This is a genomic window from Aeromicrobium jepli (assembly GCF_047246605.1).
In the GTDB taxonomy this organism is placed as follows: Bacteria; Actinomycetota; Actinomycetes; order Propionibacteriales; family Nocardioidaceae; genus Aeromicrobium.
This window is the reverse complement of record NZ_JBFOKO010000004.1, coordinates 18,463-35,604: the sequence shown is the minus strand read 5'-3', so window position 1 is coordinate 35,604 and position 17,142 is coordinate 18,463. Positions and strand designations below refer to the sequence as shown.

The 17,142-nt window shown below is 74.0% G+C and carries 18 protein-coding genes; 12 read left to right on the top strand and 6 right to left on the bottom strand.

The genetic code is table 11. The annotated features are described in order from the left end of the window. Positions 1 to 16: 16 nt before the first annotated feature. Together AB3M81_RS09340 and AB3M81_RS09335 are read right to left on the bottom strand one after the other, a co-directional pair. Positions 17 to 832: an ABC transporter permease gene (locus AB3M81_RS09340; protein WP_412903634.1), complete on the bottom strand. Its 816-nt coding sequence runs from the start codon at positions 830 to 832 to the stop codon at positions 17 to 19. Beyond that, positions 829 to 1,749 carry an ABC transporter ATP-binding protein gene (locus AB3M81_RS09335; RefSeq protein WP_412903633.1) on the bottom strand — a complete coding sequence of 307 codons (921 nt, stop codon included), beginning with the start codon at positions 1,747 to 1,749 and terminating at the stop codon, positions 829 to 831. Before AB3M81_RS09335 ends, AB3M81_RS09340 begins: the two co-directional genes overlap by 4 nt. Positions 1,750 to 1,929: 180 nt before the next feature. Here AB3M81_RS09335 and AB3M81_RS09330 point away from each other — a divergent pair, with 180 nt between their 5' ends. Together AB3M81_RS09330 and AB3M81_RS09325 are read left to right on the top strand one after the other, a co-directional pair. Further along, the gene (locus AB3M81_RS09330) at positions 1,930 to 3,570 is read left to right on the top strand and encodes a catalase (protein ID WP_412903632.1); all 1,641 of its coding nucleotides are present in this window, start codon (positions 1,930 to 1,932) and stop codon (positions 3,568 to 3,570) included. Then, entirely contained in the window at positions 3,534 to 3,992 is a 459-nt protein-coding gene (locus AB3M81_RS09325) for an NUDIX hydrolase (RefSeq protein WP_412903902.1), read from the top strand. The genes AB3M81_RS09330 and AB3M81_RS09325 overlap by 37 nt, the downstream gene beginning before the upstream one ends. Here AB3M81_RS09325 and AB3M81_RS09320 read toward each other — a convergent pair. Further along, the gene (locus AB3M81_RS09320; RefSeq protein WP_412903631.1) at positions 3,939 to 4,691 is read right to left on the bottom strand and encodes a ZIP family metal transporter; all 753 of its coding nucleotides are present in this window, start codon (positions 4,689 to 4,691) and stop codon (positions 3,939 to 3,941) included. The genes AB3M81_RS09325 and AB3M81_RS09320 overlap by 54 nt on opposite strands. Positions 4,692 to 4,768: 77 nt before the next feature. On the opposite strand from AB3M81_RS09320, the gene AB3M81_RS09315 reads away from it, so the two are divergent. Beyond that, positions 4,769 to 5,248: a DUF4854 domain-containing protein gene (locus tag AB3M81_RS09315; RefSeq protein WP_412903630.1), complete on the top strand. Its 480-nt coding sequence runs from the start codon at positions 4,769 to 4,771 to the stop codon at positions 5,246 to 5,248. Positions 5,249 to 5,271: 23 nt separating this feature from the next. Continuing rightward, complete coding sequence (locus AB3M81_RS09310; protein WP_412903629.1) at positions 5,272 to 5,811, top strand: MOSC domain-containing protein; 540 nt, start codon at positions 5,272 to 5,274, stop codon at positions 5,809 to 5,811. On the opposite strand, the gene AB3M81_RS09305 is transcribed toward AB3M81_RS09310, so the two are convergent. Then, positions 5,808 to 6,254, bottom strand: a complete 447-nt coding sequence (locus tag AB3M81_RS09305) for a VOC family protein (RefSeq protein WP_412903628.1) — start codon at positions 6,252 to 6,254, stop codon at positions 5,808 to 5,810. The genes AB3M81_RS09310 and AB3M81_RS09305 overlap by 4 nt on opposite strands. Positions 6,255 to 6,354: 100 nt before the next feature. On the opposite strand from AB3M81_RS09305, the gene AB3M81_RS09300 reads away from it, so the two are divergent. From AB3M81_RS09300 to AB3M81_RS09290, 3 genes are all read left to right on the top strand, one after another. Then, positions 6,355 to 7,305: a helix-turn-helix transcriptional regulator gene (locus AB3M81_RS09300; protein ID WP_412903627.1), complete on the top strand. Its 951-nt coding sequence runs from the start codon at positions 6,355 to 6,357 to the stop codon at positions 7,303 to 7,305. Between the two features lie 10 nt (positions 7,306 to 7,315). Then, positions 7,316 to 9,589, top strand: a complete 2,274-nt coding sequence (locus AB3M81_RS09295) for a helix-turn-helix transcriptional regulator (RefSeq protein WP_412903626.1) — start codon at positions 7,316 to 7,318, stop codon at positions 9,587 to 9,589. Between the two features lie 184 nt (positions 9,590 to 9,773). Next, the gene (locus AB3M81_RS09290) at positions 9,774 to 11,021 is read left to right on the top strand and encodes an MFS transporter (protein ID WP_412903625.1); all 1,248 of its coding nucleotides are present in this window, start codon (positions 9,774 to 9,776) and stop codon (positions 11,019 to 11,021) included. Here the strand turns inward: AB3M81_RS09290 and AB3M81_RS09285 are convergent. Next, complete coding sequence (locus AB3M81_RS09285; protein WP_412903624.1) at positions 10,924 to 11,220, bottom strand: MerR family transcriptional regulator; 297 nt, start codon at positions 11,218 to 11,220, stop codon at positions 10,924 to 10,926. The genes AB3M81_RS09290 and AB3M81_RS09285 overlap by 98 nt on opposite strands. A gap of 110 nt (positions 11,221 to 11,330) precedes the next feature. Here AB3M81_RS09285 and AB3M81_RS09280 point away from each other — a divergent pair, with 110 nt between their 5' ends. Continuing rightward, entirely contained in the window at positions 11,331 to 11,753 is a 423-nt protein-coding gene (locus AB3M81_RS09280) for an Hsp20/alpha crystallin family protein (RefSeq protein WP_412903623.1), read from the top strand. 55 nt (positions 11,754 to 11,808) lie between these two features. Here the strand turns inward: AB3M81_RS09280 and AB3M81_RS09275 are convergent, their stop codons facing one another. Beyond that, positions 11,809 to 13,344: a protein kinase domain-containing protein gene (locus tag AB3M81_RS09275; RefSeq protein ID WP_412903622.1), complete on the bottom strand. Its 1,536-nt coding sequence runs from the start codon at positions 13,342 to 13,344 to the stop codon at positions 11,809 to 11,811. 73 nt (positions 13,345 to 13,417) lie between these two features. On the opposite strand from AB3M81_RS09275, the gene AB3M81_RS09270 reads away from it, so the two are divergent. The 4 genes from AB3M81_RS09270 to AB3M81_RS09255 are packed head-to-tail and all read left to right on the top strand — an operon-like array spanning position 13,418 to position 17,020. Next, positions 13,418 to 13,864 carry a GAF domain-containing protein gene (locus tag AB3M81_RS09270; RefSeq protein WP_412903621.1) on the top strand — a complete coding sequence of 149 codons (447 nt, stop codon included), beginning with the start codon at positions 13,418 to 13,420 and terminating at the stop codon, positions 13,862 to 13,864. A gap of 19 nt (positions 13,865 to 13,883) precedes the next feature. Next, on the top strand, positions 13,884 to 15,371 hold the full coding sequence (locus AB3M81_RS09265) for an ArnT family glycosyltransferase (RefSeq protein WP_412903620.1): 1,488 nt from the start codon (positions 13,884 to 13,886) through the stop codon (positions 15,369 to 15,371). A gap of 18 nt (positions 15,372 to 15,389) precedes the next feature. Continuing rightward, a complete protein-coding gene (locus tag AB3M81_RS09260; RefSeq protein ID WP_412903619.1) occupies positions 15,390 to 16,235 on the top strand; it encodes an ABC transporter ATP-binding protein in 846 nt (281 codons plus the stop codon). After that, positions 16,232 to 17,020: an ABC transporter permease subunit gene (locus AB3M81_RS09255; RefSeq protein ID WP_412903618.1), complete on the top strand. Its 789-nt coding sequence runs from the start codon at positions 16,232 to 16,234 to the stop codon at positions 17,018 to 17,020. Before AB3M81_RS09260 ends, AB3M81_RS09255 begins: the two co-directional genes overlap by 4 nt. Positions 17,021 to 17,142 lie beyond the last annotated feature (122 nt).

Sequence of the window (17,142 nt, the reverse complement as noted above, 5' to 3'; positions counted from 1 at the left end):
CCTCGGCCTCATCGACTCACTTCACCTCCGAGCGCAGCAGCGCCCGCGTCCCCAGGACCAGCGGGACGACCAGCCACAGCACGGCCGAGGTGCCGAGCTGGGCCCACATCTCACTCGTGAGCCGGTTGTCGAACAGCTGCATCGTGGCCCAGTTGAGGTCGAGCCACGGGCCGTTCTCCGCCCACCACTGCTGCGTGCTCGCCAGCGCGCTCGACGCGCCCGGCAGCACGAGCGAGTACACGAAGTACGCGACGATCGCCCCGGGGGAGTTGCGCAGGACGATGCCGAGCATCAGTCCCATCAGCATGCCGATCTCGTTCGCCAGGACGATCTGGGCGAACTCGCGCATCGAGACGTCCCACACGGGGTCGACCCCGGCGATCGCCGAGCCGACGAGGTTGCCGACGACGCCGGCGGCACCGGCGATGACCATCGAGACCACGCCGATGAACACGGTCAGCAGGGCCTTGGCCGCCAGGACGCGCCCACGGTGGGGGACCAGCGTGAAGGTCGCCAGCGCGGTGCGCTGGCTCCACTCGCTCGACACCGCGAGGATCGCGATCATCGGCAGGATGACCGTCATCGGGAAGCCGACCGCGCTGGCGAAGTGCTCGTACGACAGGTCCTCGCTGTCGACGAAGACCAGCGTCGCGACGGTCGCGACGATCGACAGCAGCACGACGCTGGCCATGAGCCAGAACCCCGACCGGGTGTCGAACATCTTGCGCAGCTCGACGCGCAGGATGCGGGCGAACGGCGTCCGGGCGGGGACCGGTCGCGCCGGCCGGCTCGCCGGTGCGCCGGCTGCTGCGGGGGTCATGGTGGTGCTCATGCTGCTGCTCCTTCGGCACGGTGCTGGACGCGGTCGCGCTGGGTCTCGGCGGTCAGGGAGAGGAACATCTCCTCCAGGCGGGCGCCGTCGGCGGCCCGCAGCTCCAGGACGGGGATGCCGGCCGCGAAGGCCGCGTTCCCGACGCTGGTCAGGTCGGACTCGGCGAGCACCGCCCCCTCGGCGGTGGGCCGGGCCGTGATGCCGGCCGCCTGCAGCGCGGACGCCAGGGCGGCGCCATCGGCGGCGCGGACGAGGGTGCCGGCGCTGGCCAGCAGCTCCTCCTTCGAGCCCTGCGCGACGATCCGGCCGTTGCCGATGACCACCAGGTCGTCGGCGATGACCTCGATCTCGTGCAGCAGGTGGGACGAGAGCAGCACCGTGCCGCCGTCGTCCGCGAAGCCGCGCAGCAGGTCGCGCATCCAGCGGATGCCGGCCGGGTCCAGGCCGTTGGCGGGCTCGTCGAGGATCAGCACCTCCGGGTCGCCCAGCAGCGCGGTCGCGATGCCGAGCCGCTGGCGCATCCCCAGTGAGTAGTTGCGGACGCGTCGTCCCGCCTCGACCGGCGTGAGGCTGACGCGCTGGAGCATCTCGTCGACGCGGGAGCGGGGCAGGCCCATCGTGCGTGCCGCGATCGTGAGGATCTCGCGACCCGTGCGGCCCGCGTGCTGCGCGGAGGCGTCGAGCAGGACGCCGACCTCGCGTCCCGGGTCGGGCAGCTCGCGGAAGCGCCGGCCCAGCACCTGGACCTCGCCGCTGGAGGGCGGGGTGAGCCCGACCATCACCCGCATCGTGGTGGACTTGCCCGCCCCGTTGGGGCCGAGGAAGCCCGTGACCCGGCCCGGCCGGGCCGTGAAGGACACGTCGTCCACGGCCGTGTGGGCGCCGTAGGACTTCGAGAGGGAATCGACTCTGATCATGGGCCCAGCGTGGCGTCGGCGCGCCCCCGCCCACATCGGGCGCGACCCCGAACGCGTCCCTGATCGGACCCCGGGGTCGCACCGGGGTCGGGGCGGTCGATCGTCGGGGTCCACGGGTTGCCCCGGACGCCCGAGGGGCGTTGAGTGAGAGGGACCGACGTCCAGCACCGGAGGAGTTCCATGACCGAGCAGCGCGGGAGCGAGAACCCGATCCTGACCACCCGCCAGGGTCACCCCGTCCACGACAACCAGAACACGCGGACCGTCGGCGCGCGCGGTCCCGCGACGCTGGAGAACTACCAGTTCCTGGAGAAGATCAGCCACTTCGACCGTGAGCGGATCCCCGAGCGCGTCGTCCACGCCCGCGGCTTCGTCGCCTACGGCGAGTTCGAGGCCACCGGCACGTGGGGCGACGAGCCGATCGCCAGGTACACGCGCGCCAGGCTGTTCCAGGAGGCCGGGAAGAAGACCGACGTCGCCATCCGCTTCTCGACCGTCATCGGCGGTCGCGACTCGTCCGAGGCGGCTCGCGACCCGCGCGGCTTCGCGGTGAAGTTCTACACCGAGGACGGCAACTGGGACCTCGTCGGGAACAACCTCGGCGTCTTCTTCATCCGGGACGCGATCAAGTTCCCGGACGTCATCCACGCCCTCAAGCCCGACCCCGTGACGTTCCGCCAGGAGCCCGCCCGGATCTTCGACTTCATGTCGCAGACGCCCGAGTCGATGCACATGCTCGTCAACCTGTTCAGCCCGCGCGGCATCCCGGCGGACTACCGGCACATGCAGGGCTTCGGCGTGAACACGTACCGCTGGGCCAACGCCGAGGGCGAGACGCACCTGGTGAAGTACCACTGGCAGCCGCACCAGGGCGTCAAGAGCCTCACCGAGGAGGACGCCGCGAACATCCAGGCGAACGACCTGGGGCACGCCTCGAAGGACCTCTACGAGGCGATCGAGCGCGGCGACTTCCCGAAGTGGGACCTGTACGTGCAGCTCATGTCCGACGACGAGCACCCCGAGCTGGACTTCGATCCGCTCGACGACACCAAGACCTGGCCCGAGGAGGTCTTCGAGCCCAAGATCGTCGGCACGATGACGCTCAACCGCAACGTGGACGACCACCACAACGAGAACGAGCAGATCTCGTTCGGCACGGGCGTGCTGGTGGACGGCCTGGAGTTCTCCGACGACAAGATGCTCGTCGGGCGGACGTTCTCCTACAGCGACACGCAGCGCTACCGCGTCGGGCCGAACTACCTGCAGCTGCCGGTCAACAGCGCCAAGAACGCGACCGTCGCGACGAACCAGCGCGGCGGCCAGATGTCCTACGGCGTGGACCTGCAGGGCCAGAACCCGCACGTGAACTACGAGCCGTCGACGATGGGCGGGCTCAGCGAGGCCGAGCGCACGGTCGAGCCCGAGCTCGGTCCCGAGCTGAACGGCCGCCTCACGCGTCGGCAGATCCCGCGGACGAACGACTACAAGCAGGCCGGTGAGCGCTTCCGGCTCCTCGAGGACTGGGAGCGCGACGACCTCGTCAAGAACCTCGTCGCGAACATCGGCGAGGCGACGCGCGAGGTGCAGGAGCGCATGGTGTGGCACTTCCTGCTGTGCGACGACGAGCTGGGGCTGCGCGTCGGCGAGGGCCTGGGCATCGGCCCGGACGACGTCCGGGGACTGGAGCCGCTGCCGACGCAGGCGCTCTCGGACGAGGAGCGCGAGCGCCTCGCCAACCTGGGCAAGAACGGCCCGCGCGACGTCGAGGGACTGACGATGACGCACTGCGTGCCGAACGAGCGCGTGGTGGTCGAGCGCTGAGGACGATCCCGGCGGCCGGTGCCGTCGTCGTCGACCGAGGCCGCGTCCTGCTGGTCCGCCGTGGGCGGGCCCCGGGGCGCGGCCTCTGGTCCGTGCCCGGCGGGAAGGTCGAGCCGGGGGAGACCCTGGAGCAGGCCACGGCCCGCGAGGTGCGCGAGGAGACGGGTCTCGACGTCGTGGTCGGCCGCGAGCTGTGGGCCGTGAGGGTGCCCACGGGCGACGGCGCCGAGTTCGAGATCCACGACTTCGCCGCCACGGTGGTCGGGGGCGAGCTGGCCGCCGGGGACGACGCCGACGAGGTGGCCTGGTTCGCGCTGGAGGAGCTCGACGGCCTCGCGCTCGTCGACGGGCTGCTGCCGTTGCTGAGCTCAGCCGGCGCGGGAGATGGCGAAGGCGCTGAGGAAGCCGATCGTGGCGAGTAGCCCGGCGTACAGGTGCGTCCGCTCGAACGCCTCCGGGATCATCGTGTCGGCCACCATCGCCAGGATCGCGCCGGCCGCGACCGCCGTGATGACCGCGATCGTGGTGGGCGATGCGCCCTCGAGCAGCAGGCAGCCGAGCGCGCCGGCGATGCCGCTGGCCACCGCGATGCCGCCCCAGACCCCGAACACGTAGCGCGCCGACCGGCCCTTGTTCCTCATGCCCGCCGCGCTCGAGAGACCCTCGGGGAGGTTGGAGATGAACACCGCGGCCAGGACGGGCACGCCGACGCCGCCGCCACCGACCAGCGACAGCCCCAGGACGACGGACTCGGGCACGCCGTCCAGCAGCGCGCCGATGGCGATCGCCGTGCCGCTGCCCTCCTGCTCGTCCTCGGACGCCTGCTCGTCGCCCGAGCGCTTGCGGTGCCGCGCGCCGCGGCGGGCGAGCGCGAGGTTCGCCGCGACGTAGACCAGCGCTCCGGCCAGGAAGCCCAGCGCCGTCGGGCCCAGGCCGCCCGTCGCCTCGGCCTCGTCGACGAGGTCGAACGACAGCGCCGAGATCAGGACGCCGGCGCCGAACGCCATGACGGAGGCGACGACGCGGCGCGGCACGCGCACGAGCCAGGCGATGGCGGCACCGACCACGAGCGCGCCGCCGGCCAGCAGGCCCCACAGCCCGGCCTCGATCCACAGGGGCACGACGTGTCCTTTCCCGAGAGGTCCGCTCGATCCTCGCACGCCGTGCCGCCCGTCGCCGGGTGTGGAAGGCTCGGCGGGTGCACTCCCACCGACGCCTGCCCCTGCCCGTCCTCGCCGTCGCCACCGCCGCGCTCGCCCTCACCGCGGCGTGCGGCTCCTCGGACGACGAGTCCTCCTCGGAGTCGAAGCCCTCCGCGTCTGCGTCCGCGTCCGCCGGCGGCAGCGCCGCCCCCGAGCCGGCCGAGGGCGCCCTCGAGACGTACGTGACGCAGGTCCGCGCGCAGTCCGAGGAGCAGATGAAGCGCTTCGAGGACGTCTACCGCGACTTCAGCATCACCGGCGAGGGCGACGACACGCTCGTGTACGACTACACCTTCCGCAACGCCGTCGCGCCCGCCCAGGCCGACGCGCAGCGCGACACGATCCGCAAGACCGTCGAGGGCGTGGGCGACTCGATCCTGACCGAGATGCAGACCGCCGGCGTGGACGACCCGAAGGTCCGCTGGGTCTACCGCAACCCGGACGGCGCCGAGCTCATGAGCTTCGAGGTCCCCTGAGGGGCATGGGCGAGGATGGCGGGGTGACTCCCGCCCACGTCGTCGCCGTCAGCCGCGACGACGCCCACCGCTTCAGCAAGGTCCCCGTCGAGGCCATCACGCTCGTCGAGGGCCACGGCATCGAGGGCGACGTCCACGCCGGCGCCATGATGAAGCACCGGTACGGCCCGCACCGCGGCCGGACCCTGCCCAACCTGCGCCAGGTCCACCTGCTGCAGTCCGAGCTGTTCGACGAGGCGCGCGAGCACGGCTTCGAGCTGGGCCCGGGGGACCTCGGCGAGAACGTGCTGACGGCCGGGATCGACCTGCTCACACTGCCCGAGGGCACGCTGGTCGACCTCGGCGGTCCCGTCGTCCGGCTCACCGGACTGCGGAACCCGTGCGTGCAGATCTCGCGCTTCCGCAAGGGCCTCATGAGGGTCGTCCTCGAGAAGCGGGACGGCACCACAGTCCGCAAGGTCGGCGTGATGTCCGTCGTGGAGCGCGGGGGAGTGGTGCGTCCCGGCGCGCCGCTGGCGGTGACGCTGCCGGACGCGCCCCACGTCCCGCTCGTGCCCCTCTAGGCGGGGCGCACGTCCAGCACCCAGGTCACGCCGAAGCGGTCGGTGAGCATCCCGAAGCCGGGGCTCCAGGCCGAGGCGGCGAGCGGCTCCACGACCGTGCCGCCGTCGGCCAGTCCCGCCCAGTACCCCTCGACCTCCGCGAGCGAGTCCCCGCGCACGGACAGGAAGAAGGGCCGGTCGGTGATCGTCGCGCCCTGCTCCCGGCGGGTCGTGCCCGGGCTCGACCGGGTCAGCCCGGGCACGTCGTAGGCCATGACGCGGAACCCGCTCGGCGACTCCAGCAGGCCGAACAGGAGTCGGTCCGCGCCCGGCAGGTCCCGCGGCATGCCCGCATCGGCGTAGGTCGTCGCCTCGACCCGGCCGCCGAAGACGCCGGCGTAGTGGTCGAGGGCCTCGCGCGCGGTGCCGGGCAGGTTGAGGTGGGTCGTGGTGGTGAGGGTCATGGCTGGTCCTTCGCTCGGTGACGGCCGGGATGCCGTCGACGACCGACGCTGTCAGGCCTTCAGGACGGGAACTGTCCTCTTGTTGCACGAGGATGGGGCCGTGTCCGGAACCTCCTCGCGCATGCTGACGCTGCTGTCCCTCCTGCAGGCCCGCCGGGACTGGCCCGGCGGCGTCCTCGCCGAGCGCCTCGGCGTCACGACCCGGACGGTGCGCCGCGACGTCGACCGGCTGCGCGAGCTCGGCTACCACGTCCGGTCCGTGCGCGGCGTGGACGGCGGGTATCGGCTCGAGCCGGGCTCCCGGCTGCCGCCCCTGCTGCTCGACGACGACCAGGCCGTGGCGCTCGCGATCGCCCTGCAGCACGTGCCGCTGAGCGGAGCGGACGTCGCCGAGGCGGCCGAGCGGGCCCTCGCGACCGTGCGCCAGACGATGCCCTCGCGGCTGCGGCACCGGGTCGACGCGGTGGCCTTCGGGCACGCCCCGGCGGGCGCCGCGGTCGACCCCGCGCTCATCGAGGCCGTCGCGGCGGCGGTGCGCGAGCGGCAGGTCCTGCGCTTCGACCACGCCGGCAGCGACGGACCCGCGCGGCGTGCCGAGCCGCACGGACTGGTGGCGCGACGTGGGCGCTGGTACCTCGTCGCGTGGGACCTGGACCGCGCGGACTGGCGCCTCTTCCGGCTCGACCGGATGAGTCTGCGGACGCCCGGCGGGCCCGGGTTCTCCCCGCGCCCCGTCCCGACGGGCGACGCCGCGTCCTTCGTGGAGGCCCGCACGACCGGGACCACCGAGGGCGGGCGGTGGCCGTGCGTCGGCCGGTTCGAGGTCGCCCTCCCCGTGAGCGCGGTCGAGCCGTGGGCCGGCGACGGCGACGTCGAGGCGACGGGCGAGGGGACCACCCGCGTCACCGCGGGCTCGTGGTCGTGGCCGTCGCTGGTGGCGCGGATCCTGCAGCTCGACGCGGAGGTCAGGATCCTCGGGCCGGACGAGCTGGTCGAGGCGGCGCGCACCGCGAGCGAGCGACTGACCCGGAGCGTGTCGTCCGCTTGCTAGCCTGACGGCCATGCGCCCCCGACGCCCGACCTTCTGGGTGGATCGCCCCGCGATCATGGCGCGGCTGGACTCCGCGCACGCCGTGGTCGCCCTCGTGGGACCGGTGCGCAGCGGCCGGTCGAGCCTGCTCGCGGCGTGGGGCGAGGCCGCCGACGCCACCTGGCTCGACCCGGAGGACCTCTCCGCCGGCTCCGGCGACGCGATCGTGGTCGACGACGCCGACCGCCTCACGCCCGAGGACTGGAGCGAGCTCGGTGCCCGGCTCGCCGCGTCGCCCCACCTGCGCCTGCGCCTGTCCGTGCGCTCCCTCGACGCGCTGCCCCCGGGCTGGGACGTCGACGCCGTCACCGACCTGCGCGTCACCTTCGACGAGATCGGCGCGTACGTCGAGGCCGCCGGCTCGCCCCTCGAGCCGCGCGTGCTCGCCTTCGCGACCGGCGGCCACATCGGCTCCCTGCGCGAGCTCGTCAGCCCCGAGGTCCGGGACCTGAGCCAGTTCGACGCGGTGCTGGCCCGCGCGGGCCGGCCGTGGCGCCTCGACGCGGACGAGGCGCGTCTCGCCGTGCCCTCGTACCTGACGGCCGAGGTCGTCGAGCTGCTGGGCGGCCCGGCTGACTTCCTCGCGCGGGCCGACCGCGCGGGGCTGGGCGCCTGGCTCGCCGACGGCTCCACGCGCGTGTTCTGCCTCGTGCCGACAGTCCGCGCCGCGACCCTGGCCGGGCTCGAGCTCGACGACGCCGAGCGCCGGCGGCTGCGGCTCGTGGCGGCCGAGGCATCGCTCGCCCAGGACGCGCCGCTGGCCGCGTTCGCCGACGCCGTGCGCGGCGACGACCTCGACCTCGCCGTCCGGGCGCTCAAGGCTGGCGGCATGGCCCTGCTGATCCAGCACGGGTACGTCGTGGGCGGCCTGCTGCGCCCCCTCTCGGTCAACCGCCTGCGCCGCCAGCCCGTGCTGGCGCTGGCCCTCGCGCTGGTCCTCAACGCGCGCCGCCAGAACCGCCTTCGTGCCGTCGAGATGTTCGGCGTCGCGGTGCTGGGTGCCCGGTTCGGCGCGGGACGCCCGGTGGACCGGGCCCTGACGCACGTCGTCGAGAGCGTCGCGCTGCGCGTGATGGGCGCCGGTGACGGGGGAGTCGCCGCCGCCCGGCGAGCAGCCCGCGTCCTGCGCACCTCCGACGCCGACGAGCTGGGCACGCTGGGCCGCGTCACACCCCACCTGCACGTCCACGCCGGCATCAGCCTGCTCTACGGCGAGAGCCTCGACGAGGCGCGCGACCAGTTCGAGCACACCCTCGCCGCGTCCCCCGAGGTCGGAACGGAGCTGACGGCGATCGGCGGCCTGGCCCTCGCGGACGCGCTCGAGGGCGAGCGGGACGCCGCGGCAGTGTGGCTCGAGCTGGCCGACGGGCGGGTGTGGCCTCCGGAGCGCCTCGACGAGTACGCCGGCAGCCTGCTGCGGCTGGCGCAGGCGCAGACGGCCGTCGACGAGCTCGACTTCCCGCGCGCCGCCGCCGCGCTGGACACGATCTGGCCCATCGTCGACACGATCGAGCACTGGCCGCTCATGGCGCACGTGCGCGCGCTTGTGGACATCGGCACCGGCCAGGCCGCCGTGGGGCTCGAGCGCTTCAGCTCGCTGCGCCGCCAGCGCCGAGGCCGCTTCGGGCCTCCGGCGCCGGTGCGCCGGCTGCTCGCCGTCACCGAGAGCCTGCTGCTGCTGGCCGTCGGCCGTCCGGTCGAGGCACGCGACGTCCTGGGCGACCCCCAGCAGCATGCCGGGCTGCTGCTCGCGGCGCTGCGCGTCGCCCTCGTGACCGGGGACGCCGACCAGGCGCTGTCGCTGCTCGTCCGCGTCGTGCCGCGCGGGCCCCGCGATCGCGTCACGGTGGCGGCCTTCGAGGCCGTGCTGCTGCGCCGCCTCGGCCGCGAGGAGGAGTCGCGTGAGGTCGCCGCCAAGGCCGCGGAGCTGGCGACGGGGCACCGGCTCCGCTCGCCGTTCATGCTGCTGCCGCCGGGGCACCTGGACCTGTTCGGCGAGGTCGCGGACGGGGTGCCCGAGGCCATCGCGACGCCCGCGGCACCCGCGCCGTCGCTCACGCCGCGCGAGCTCGTGGTGCTGCGCGAGCTGGCCCGGACCTCCAGCGTCGAGGAGATCGCGGCGGTGCTGCACGTCTCAGTCAACACCGTGAAGTCCCAGCGGCGCTCGGTCTACCGCAAGCTCGGCGCGCACTCGCGCGAGGAGGCGCTCGCCCAGGGGCTGCGGCACGGGCTGCTGAGCCGGTGAGGCCCGCCGGGGTGAAAACCGGGGTGAGTTCCCGCCCGCGCCCTCGCGGCCTCCGCCCGGAGGGCGCAGCATCGAGGGCTGGACGGGCGCGCGACCGGGTGGGTGCCCCGTCGCGCGTCCGTCGCGTGGTGAACCGGGCCGTCGACGATCGAGGGGACCTGCTGTGAGTGGATCGAGGCTGCCGGTGGCCGGCCCTCGCCTGTTCTGGTCGCTGCTCGTGGCCAGCCTCGTGCTCAACGCGATGTACGCGGCGCTGGCGGGCGTGCTCGTGCCGGCGCTGGTGTCGCGAGCCGGCGAGGCCGACAAGGAGGCGAACCTCTCGATCATCATGGCGGTGTCGTCGCTCGTCACGATCGTCGTGAAACCGCTCGTCGGCGCCTGGTCGGACCGGGCGCACACGCCGTGGGGCGCGCGATCGCCGTGGATCCTCGCCGGCGCGGGCGCATCGGCCGTGGGGATCATCGCCCTGGGCCAGGCGTCGACCGTCCTGGCCATCGGCGTCGGCTGGCTCCTCGTGCAGCCGCTGCTCAACACGATCGAGGCCCCACTCGACGCCGTGCTGGCCGATCGCGTCGAGCCCGCCTCGCGGCCGCGCGCCTCCGCCAGCTACGCCGGTGGAGCCGCGCTCGGTCTCGCCGGGGGCGCGGCCCTGGCCGGCCTGATGGTGGACCGGATCGCCGGCACGACGATGGCCCTGGCGCTGCTGCTCGTGGCCACGATGGCCGCGTTCGTCGTCCTGAACCCCGAACCCGCGCAGCGGCCGCGCCGCGTCGCGATGCCGTGGCGCCGCGCGGTCGCCTCCCGGGACTTCCGGCTGGTCTTCGCCGGCCGGCTCGCGCTCGTGCTCGGCAGCCAGCTCGTCATGGGCTACCTGCTGTACGTCGTGATGGAGTTCGCGGAGCTCGACGAGTCAGGAGCGGGTCGGCTCGTGCCGCTGCTGGTGGGTGGTCACATCGTGTCCCTCGCGGTGGGCGCGTTCGTGGCGCTCACGTGGTCACGGCGGGGTCGCGTCCCGGTGGTGCTGGGCGCCACGGCCGTGGTGGCCCTGGGCCTGGCGATCCCGCTCGTCTGGCCGACGCTCACCGGGCTGGCCGTCTACGCCGTGATCTCCGGCCTGGGACGCGGCGCCTATCTCACGGCCGACCTCGCGCTCATGCTCGACGTGCTGCCGTCGGACGGCGACCACGGGCGCGACCTGGGACTCCTCGGCCTGGCGACCGTCCTGCCGCAGACGCTGGCCCCGGCGCTGGGCGGCGTGCTGCTGACCGTGTGGCACGACGACTACCGCGTCCTGTTCGGCGTGGCCGTGCTGGCGGTGCTGGTCTCGATGCCGATCATCGGGGCGATCGGGCGCGGAGCCGGTCGATCTCCTCGCGCAGGCGGAGGTTCTCGGCCCGGAGCGCCAGGACCCGCTCGATCCCGGCGAGGTTGAGCCCGTCGGACAGCAGGGACGTGATCTCGCGGATGCGGTCGACGTCCCGGCCGCTGTAGCGGCGCGTCCCCCCGGGGGTGCGCTGCGGTGCGAGCAGGCCGCGCTGCTCGTACACGCGCAGCATCTGCGGCGCCACGTCGGTCAGCTCGGACGTCACCGAGATCGAGAACACGGCACGGTCCGGTCGCAGGTCGTCCATACGGACATGATGCCAGCGGGAATGAAAACCTCAAACGATCGGTTAAGATTGTCGTGAGCGGGTCACCCGCCCGCCCCACCGGTTCACCAGTCGAGTGAGGAGTGATTGACATGCTGATGCGCACCGATCCGTTCCGTGACTTCGACCGTCTGACCGAGGCCGTCTTCGGCAACCGGGCCCTGCCCGCCGCGATGCCCATGGACGCCTACCGCGACGGCGACTCCTTCGTCGTGCACCTCGACCTGCCCGGCGTCTCGGCCGACACGATCGACCTGACCGTCGAGCAGAACGTGCTGACGATCCACGCCGAGCGCAAGGCGCCGCTGGGCGAGAGCGTCGAGCGCGTCGTGGGGGAGCGGTCGTACGGCGTCTTCAGCCGGCAGCTGTTCCTGGGCGACACGCTGGACTCGGACCGCCTGACGGCCGACTACGACGCGGGCGTCCTGACGATCCGCATCCCGATCGCCGAGAAGGCCAAGCCGCGCAAGGTCGAGATCGGCGGAGGCAGCGACCGCATGCAGATCAGCGCCTGACGACGGCCGCACGCGAGGGGCACCCGGACTCCGGGTGCCCCTCGTCGCGTCCGGCCTAGTTCCGCTTGCCCTTCCCCTTGCCCTTCGCCTTGCCGCTGTTCGCGCCGGGGCCGCTGCCGTTGTTGCCGCCCTTGGACTTCTTCGCGGGCGCGGCCTTGCTCCCGCCCGTCGAGGCGGCGCCGCCCCCGGTGGCGACGCTGACGGGCGGCGCCACGGCGACGGACAGGGTGACGGTGGCGCCGCTGGCGAGGCGGCCCGACTTGTCCAGCGCGACCACGTCGCCGAGGTCGGTGCTGCGCGTGACCTCGTCGCGCCGCACGACCAGGCCGAGCCGCTCCAGTGCGGCGGCCGCCCGGTCGTAGGGCTGGCCGATGACGTCCTTCGCCGCGACCCGCACCTTGCCCGAGGCGACGAGGAGGTCCACCCGGTCGTCCTCCTCGGCCGTCGTGCCCGCCTCGGGCGTCTGCTTCACGACCTGTCCCTCGGCGTGGCCCGCCACGTCGACGAGCCGCGTTCGGGGGGACAGTCCCGCGTCTCGCACCTCGGCCGTCGCATCGGCGACCGACACGCCGACCACGTCGGGCACGACCGGCGGCTCGTCCGCGAGGGCCTGCCAGGCGGTGACGCCGGCGAGGACGAGCAGCAGCGCCAACGCCGCGACGAGCCAGCGGGGACGGCGCCGGCGCTCGTCGGGAACGGAGGTGGGGACCGGCGTGACGTCGACCGGTGCCGCGGACGCGGGAGCGAGCATCTCGAAGGTGGGTGGCATGTCGATCGTGCCGGCGGCGCCGATCGAGGCTGCCTCGCGGGCGACGTCGGCGGCGCTCGCGGGCCGCTCATCGGGGTCCTTCGCGGTGAGCGCCGAGATCAGCCGCGCGACGCGCGGCGGCACGTCGTCGTCGAACGGCGGCAGGCCGTCGTGCACCTGGGCGAACGCCGTCGCCACGTGCGAGTCCCGGCGGAACGGCGAGACGCCCGTGAGGCACTGGTACGCCACGACGCCGAGCGAGTACAGGTCCGACCGCGGGGTCGCGCCGCGGCCCTGGGCCTGCTCGGGACTCATGTAGTCCGCCGTGCCGACGAGCGAGCCCGTGTCCGTCAGGGGGTCGCTGGTGTCGGTGCGCGCGATGCCGAAGTCGACCAGCACGGTGCGGCCGGCGGGCGTCAGCATGATGTTGGCCGGCTTGAGGTCGCGGTGCACGATCCCGAGGTCGTGGGCGGCCTGCAGGCCCTCGGCCACCTGCTGGACCACCGACATCACCTGGTCGACCGGCAGCGGGCCGCGCTCGCGCAGCACCTGCGCGAGGGTGTGACCGTCCACGTACTCCATGACGATGAACGTCGCGTGGCTGCTGGTGTCCTCGTCGTAGTCGTAGACCTGCGCGACGCCGGGGTGGCGGATCGAGGCGGCCAGCTGCGCCTCGCTGCGCATGCGCGCCCGGTCCGTGACGTCGGCGTCGGCACCGCCCTTCAGCAGCTTGATCGCGACCGTGCGGCCCAGCCGGATGTCCACGGCGCGGTGGACCGAGCCCATGCCACCGGTCCCGACGACGTCGTCGAGCTGGTACCGCTGGTTCAGGTGTCGACCCATGTGAAGCACCGTAGGCGGGTCCGCGGCGGTTCGCTCGTCCGTGGACGAACGAAGCCGGCACTACGGTGGGACGGTGGCCGAAACCCTCACGTACCGCGCGCCGATGCGCTCGCGCCGTGACGACATCGCCCCCGGGGCCGCCGTCGAGCGGGCCCTGCGGCTGGGGATCTGCGGCGTCGGCGGCCGCCTGACGGAGCCGCCGGCCGACCTCGACGAGGCCGTGCGCGCGGTCGCGCGGGCCCACGACGAGCGGGTCGCCCGGCGGCTCGCGCGCTTCGCGGACGCGCCGGACGGGTCCCACGTGTGGACCCGCGACGCCGAGGGCTGGCACTGGCACGGCGTCCTCGACGGACCGTGGCGCCACGACGACGATCCCGCTGCCTTTGAGGTCGACCTCGTGCACGTGCGGCCGTGCCAGTGGGACGACGAGCCGACGGCCGAGGACCGGGTCCCCGCGGCCGTCCTGGAGACCTTCGCGCGGGGCGGGCGGAACTGGCAGCGAATTCACGCGGCCCGCTGAGCGTGGGATCATCGGGGCCATGCAGCCGCAGGCCTCGACGGCGTCGCGCCTCGCGCTCGCCGTGGCCGTCGTCGCCGTCCTGCTGCGGCTGCCGTTCCTCGCCGTGCAGCCCAGCCCGGACGAGGCGGGACTGCTGATCGTCGCCGGGCAGTGGCACGCCGGGGACTCCCTCTACGGCGACTACTGGGTGGACCGCCCGCCGGTGCTGATGGCGGTGTTCGAGGTGGCGGACGCGGCCGGCGGCGTCGTCGCCCTGCGCGTGATCGGGCTCGTGGCGGTCGTGGCCACGATCCTGCTGTGCGCCGCGACGGCGCGCCGGTTCGCGGGGCCGCGTGCGTCGCTGTGGGCCGCCATCGCGGCGGGCGTCCTGACCGTCAGCCCGTGGCTGGGGGCGGACCGGGTCAACGCCGAGCTGCTCGCCGCGCCGTGGATCGCGGCCGGCGTCTACGCGGCGGTGCGCGCCGTCGAGGGCGAGCGCTGGAGCCCGTGGGCACTGCTGTGCGGCGCGGCCGTCACCGGCGCGGTCGCCACGAAGCAGAACATGGTGGACGCGGGCGTCTTCCTCGTCGTGCTGCTGATCGCGATGGTCGTCAGCGGCCGGATGCCGGTCCGGGCCGCGCTGCGGCACGTGGCGCTCGCCGCCGCCGGCGCCGTCGTGCTCGCCGTCCTGCTGCTGGGCTGGGCCTGGACGCGGGGGACACCGCCGCCCGACCTGCTCGACGCCCTGTTCGCGTTCCGGGTGCGGGCGGCCGAGGTCATGTCGGCCTGGCCCTCGCCCAGCGCCGAGGAGCGCCGCGACGAGCTCGTCGGCAGGGCCGGGCTCTCGGGGCTCGTCGTCCTGGCCGCCGTGGTGCTGCTGGCGCCGGCGCTGCGACGGTTCCGGTCGCCGGCCTGTGTCGCCCTCGCGGCGATGGCCGCCTACGCGTGCGTGTCGATCTCGCTCGGCGGCAGCTGGTGGAACCACTACCTCGTGCAGCTCGCCGTCCCGGTGGCGGTGGGCGCCGGCGTCGTCGCCGCCCGTACGCGCCTCGTCGTCCCGGCGATCCTGGGCTACGCGATCGTCTCGGCGGTGGTCGGGGCCGGCGTGGTCAGGCCGGCACTCGGCACGCCCGACGCGCCGGTCGCCGCGGGGCGCATGATCGCCGATGTCGCGCGCCCCGGCGACACCGTCGTGCACGCGTGGGGCCGGCCCGACCTCGTCCGGGCCTCGGGGCTGTCCTCGCCGTACGAGCAGCTGTGGAGCCTGCCCGTCCGCACGGACGACCCGGAGCTCGTCCTGTTCCGGCAGGTCGTCGAGGGCGCCGACGCGCCGACCTGGCTGGTGACCCGCGGGACGCTGCGGGCGCCCGGCCTGAGGACCGAGGCGGCGGAGCGGGTCGTCGACCGGCGCTACCGCCCCGTCGCGGAGGTGTGCGGACTCCGGATCCTGCTGCGCAGGGACGTGAGCCGCGCGACTCCCGATAGCTCGCCGGACGTGGAGTGCAAACCGTCCACGCACCTGCGCTGAGCCGGTCATGATGGACCCATGACGCCGGAGCCCGTGGTCGAGGCGCGTGGCCTCACGCGCGCCTTCGAGGACCGGGTCGCCGTCGCCGGGCTCGACCTCACCCTCCGCCGCGGCCGGGTCCTGGGCGTCCTGGGCCCCAACGGCTCGGGCAAGTCGACCACCGTCCGCCTGCTCACGGGGCTGCTGCGCCCGACGGCGGGGACGGCGCACCTGTTCGGCGAGCCGGTCACGCCCGAGTCCGCGCCCCGGCTCCGCACGCGCGTGGGCGTCCAGACCGAGGCCAGCCTCTACGTGCGGCTGACCGTCGCCGAGAACCTGCGCACGTGGGGCCGCCTGCACGGCCTGGGCGGAACCGCCACCGAGCGGCGGATCGGCGAGGTGCTCGAGGTCGTCGGGCTCGGCGACCGCCGGGACACGCCAGTCGGCTCCCTCAGCAAGGGCCTGCGGCAGAAGGCCAAGATCGCCCGCGCGCTGCTGCACGAGCCCGAGCTGCTGTTCCTCGACGAGCCGACCGCGGGCCTCGACCCGGCGTCGGCGCTGGACGTGCTGGACCACCTCGCGAAGCTGCGCGCCGCCGGGGACACGACCGTCGTGCTGTGCACCCACCAGCTGCACGGCCTCGAGGACCTGTGCGACGACGTCGTGATGCTCGAGCGGGGCCGGGTCGTGGCGGCGGGTGAGGTCGGCGAGCTGCTTGCCCGGCACTGGCCCGAGCGCGACCACGTCATCCGCCTGCAGGACCGCGCCGTCGCCGAGCGAGTCGTGGCCCGGCTCCGCGCCGAGGGGGTCGCCGTCGGCGACGTGCGGACCGACGACCCCTCGCTGCACGACCTCTACTTCCGGCTGCTGGGGGAGGAGTCGTGAGCGGCGCGCGCATCCGCGCCGTCGTCGTCAAGGACTGGATCGAGCTCGCCCGCAACCGCCAGGTGCTCCTGCCGATCGTGCTCCTGCCGATCGTCTTCGCGCTGTGGCTGCCCGCCGTGCTCATCGCCGCCACCCGCCGGCCCGAGGCCATGGAGCGGATCGGGTTCATCACGACCTACCTCGAGGGCCTGCCCGCCCCCATCGCCGCGGATCCCACGCGCGCGCTCGTGGAGTACTTCATGGCGCCGCTGTTCCTGATGATCCCGGTGGTCGTCGCGACCATCCTGGCGACGGCCGCGTTCGTGGGGGAGAAGGAGCGCGACACGCTCGAGGGCCTGCTGTTCACCCCGGTGACCGACCGCGAGCTGGTCGCGGCGAAGATCGCCGTCTCGTGGGTGCCGGCCGTCCTGGTGACCTGGCTGTCGACCGCCGTCTACGCCGTCGTCGTGTCGCTCATGGCGACGCCCTGGCGGCACGGCTGGGCGTTCCCGAACGCCACGTGGCTCGCGCTGACGGTGGTCATCGCGCCGCTCGTGTCGTTCTTCGCGATCGGCTGCATCGTGCTCATCTCGCACCGGGCCAGCACGCTGCAGGGCGCCCAGGCGGTCTCGGGCCTGCTCGTGCTCCCGGTCATCGTGCTGATCGTGTCCCAGGCCGCCGGTGCGCTCGCGTTCGACCGCCGCGTGGTGGTCGTGATCGGCGTCCTGGCGGCCCTCGGCGACGTGCTCGTGTACCACCTCGCGGTGCGGCGCTTCGACCGCGATCGCGTCGTGACGCGCTTGTGACACCCCGTTACGGGCCTGTGTCCCATCCCACAGGGGTGCGCGGAGCGTGAGCCGTTCGGCGCGGTAGGGTCGCGGTAATCTCCGGATGGCGCGCCGGTCTTTCCCACACGATCTGCCGGTGC

Coding starts and splice junctions, on each gene's coding strand:
- AB3M81_RS09340 (WP_412903634.1), bottom strand. CDS start 832: ATGAGCACCACCATGACCCCCGCAGCAGCCGGCGCACCGGCGAGCCGG.
- AB3M81_RS09335 (WP_412903633.1), bottom strand. CDS start 1,749: ATGATCAGAGTCGATTCCCTCTCGAAGTCCTACGGCGCCCACACGGCC.
- AB3M81_RS09330 (WP_412903632.1), top strand. CDS start 1,930: ATGACCGAGCAGCGCGGGAGCGAGAACCCGATCCTGACCACCCGCCAG.
- AB3M81_RS09305 (WP_412903628.1), bottom strand. CDS start 6,254: ATGACCCTCACCACCACGACCCACCTCAACCTGCCCGGCACCGCGCGC.
- AB3M81_RS09295 (WP_412903626.1), top strand. CDS start 7,316: ATGCGCCCCCGACGCCCGACCTTCTGGGTGGATCGCCCCGCGATCATG.
- AB3M81_RS09285 (WP_412903624.1), bottom strand. CDS start 11,220: ATGGACGACCTGCGACCGGACCGTGCCGTGTTCTCGATCTCGGTGACG.
- AB3M81_RS09280 (WP_412903623.1), top strand. CDS start 11,331: ATGCTGATGCGCACCGATCCGTTCCGTGACTTCGACCGTCTGACCGAG.
- AB3M81_RS09275 (WP_412903622.1), bottom strand. CDS start 13,344: ATGGGTCGACACCTGAACCAGCGGTACCAGCTCGACGACGTCGTCGGG.
- AB3M81_RS09265 (WP_412903620.1), top strand. CDS start 13,884: ATGCAGCCGCAGGCCTCGACGGCGTCGCGCCTCGCGCTCGCCGTGGCC.
- AB3M81_RS09260 (WP_412903619.1), top strand. CDS start 15,390: ATGACGCCGGAGCCCGTGGTCGAGGCGCGTGGCCTCACGCGCGCCTTC.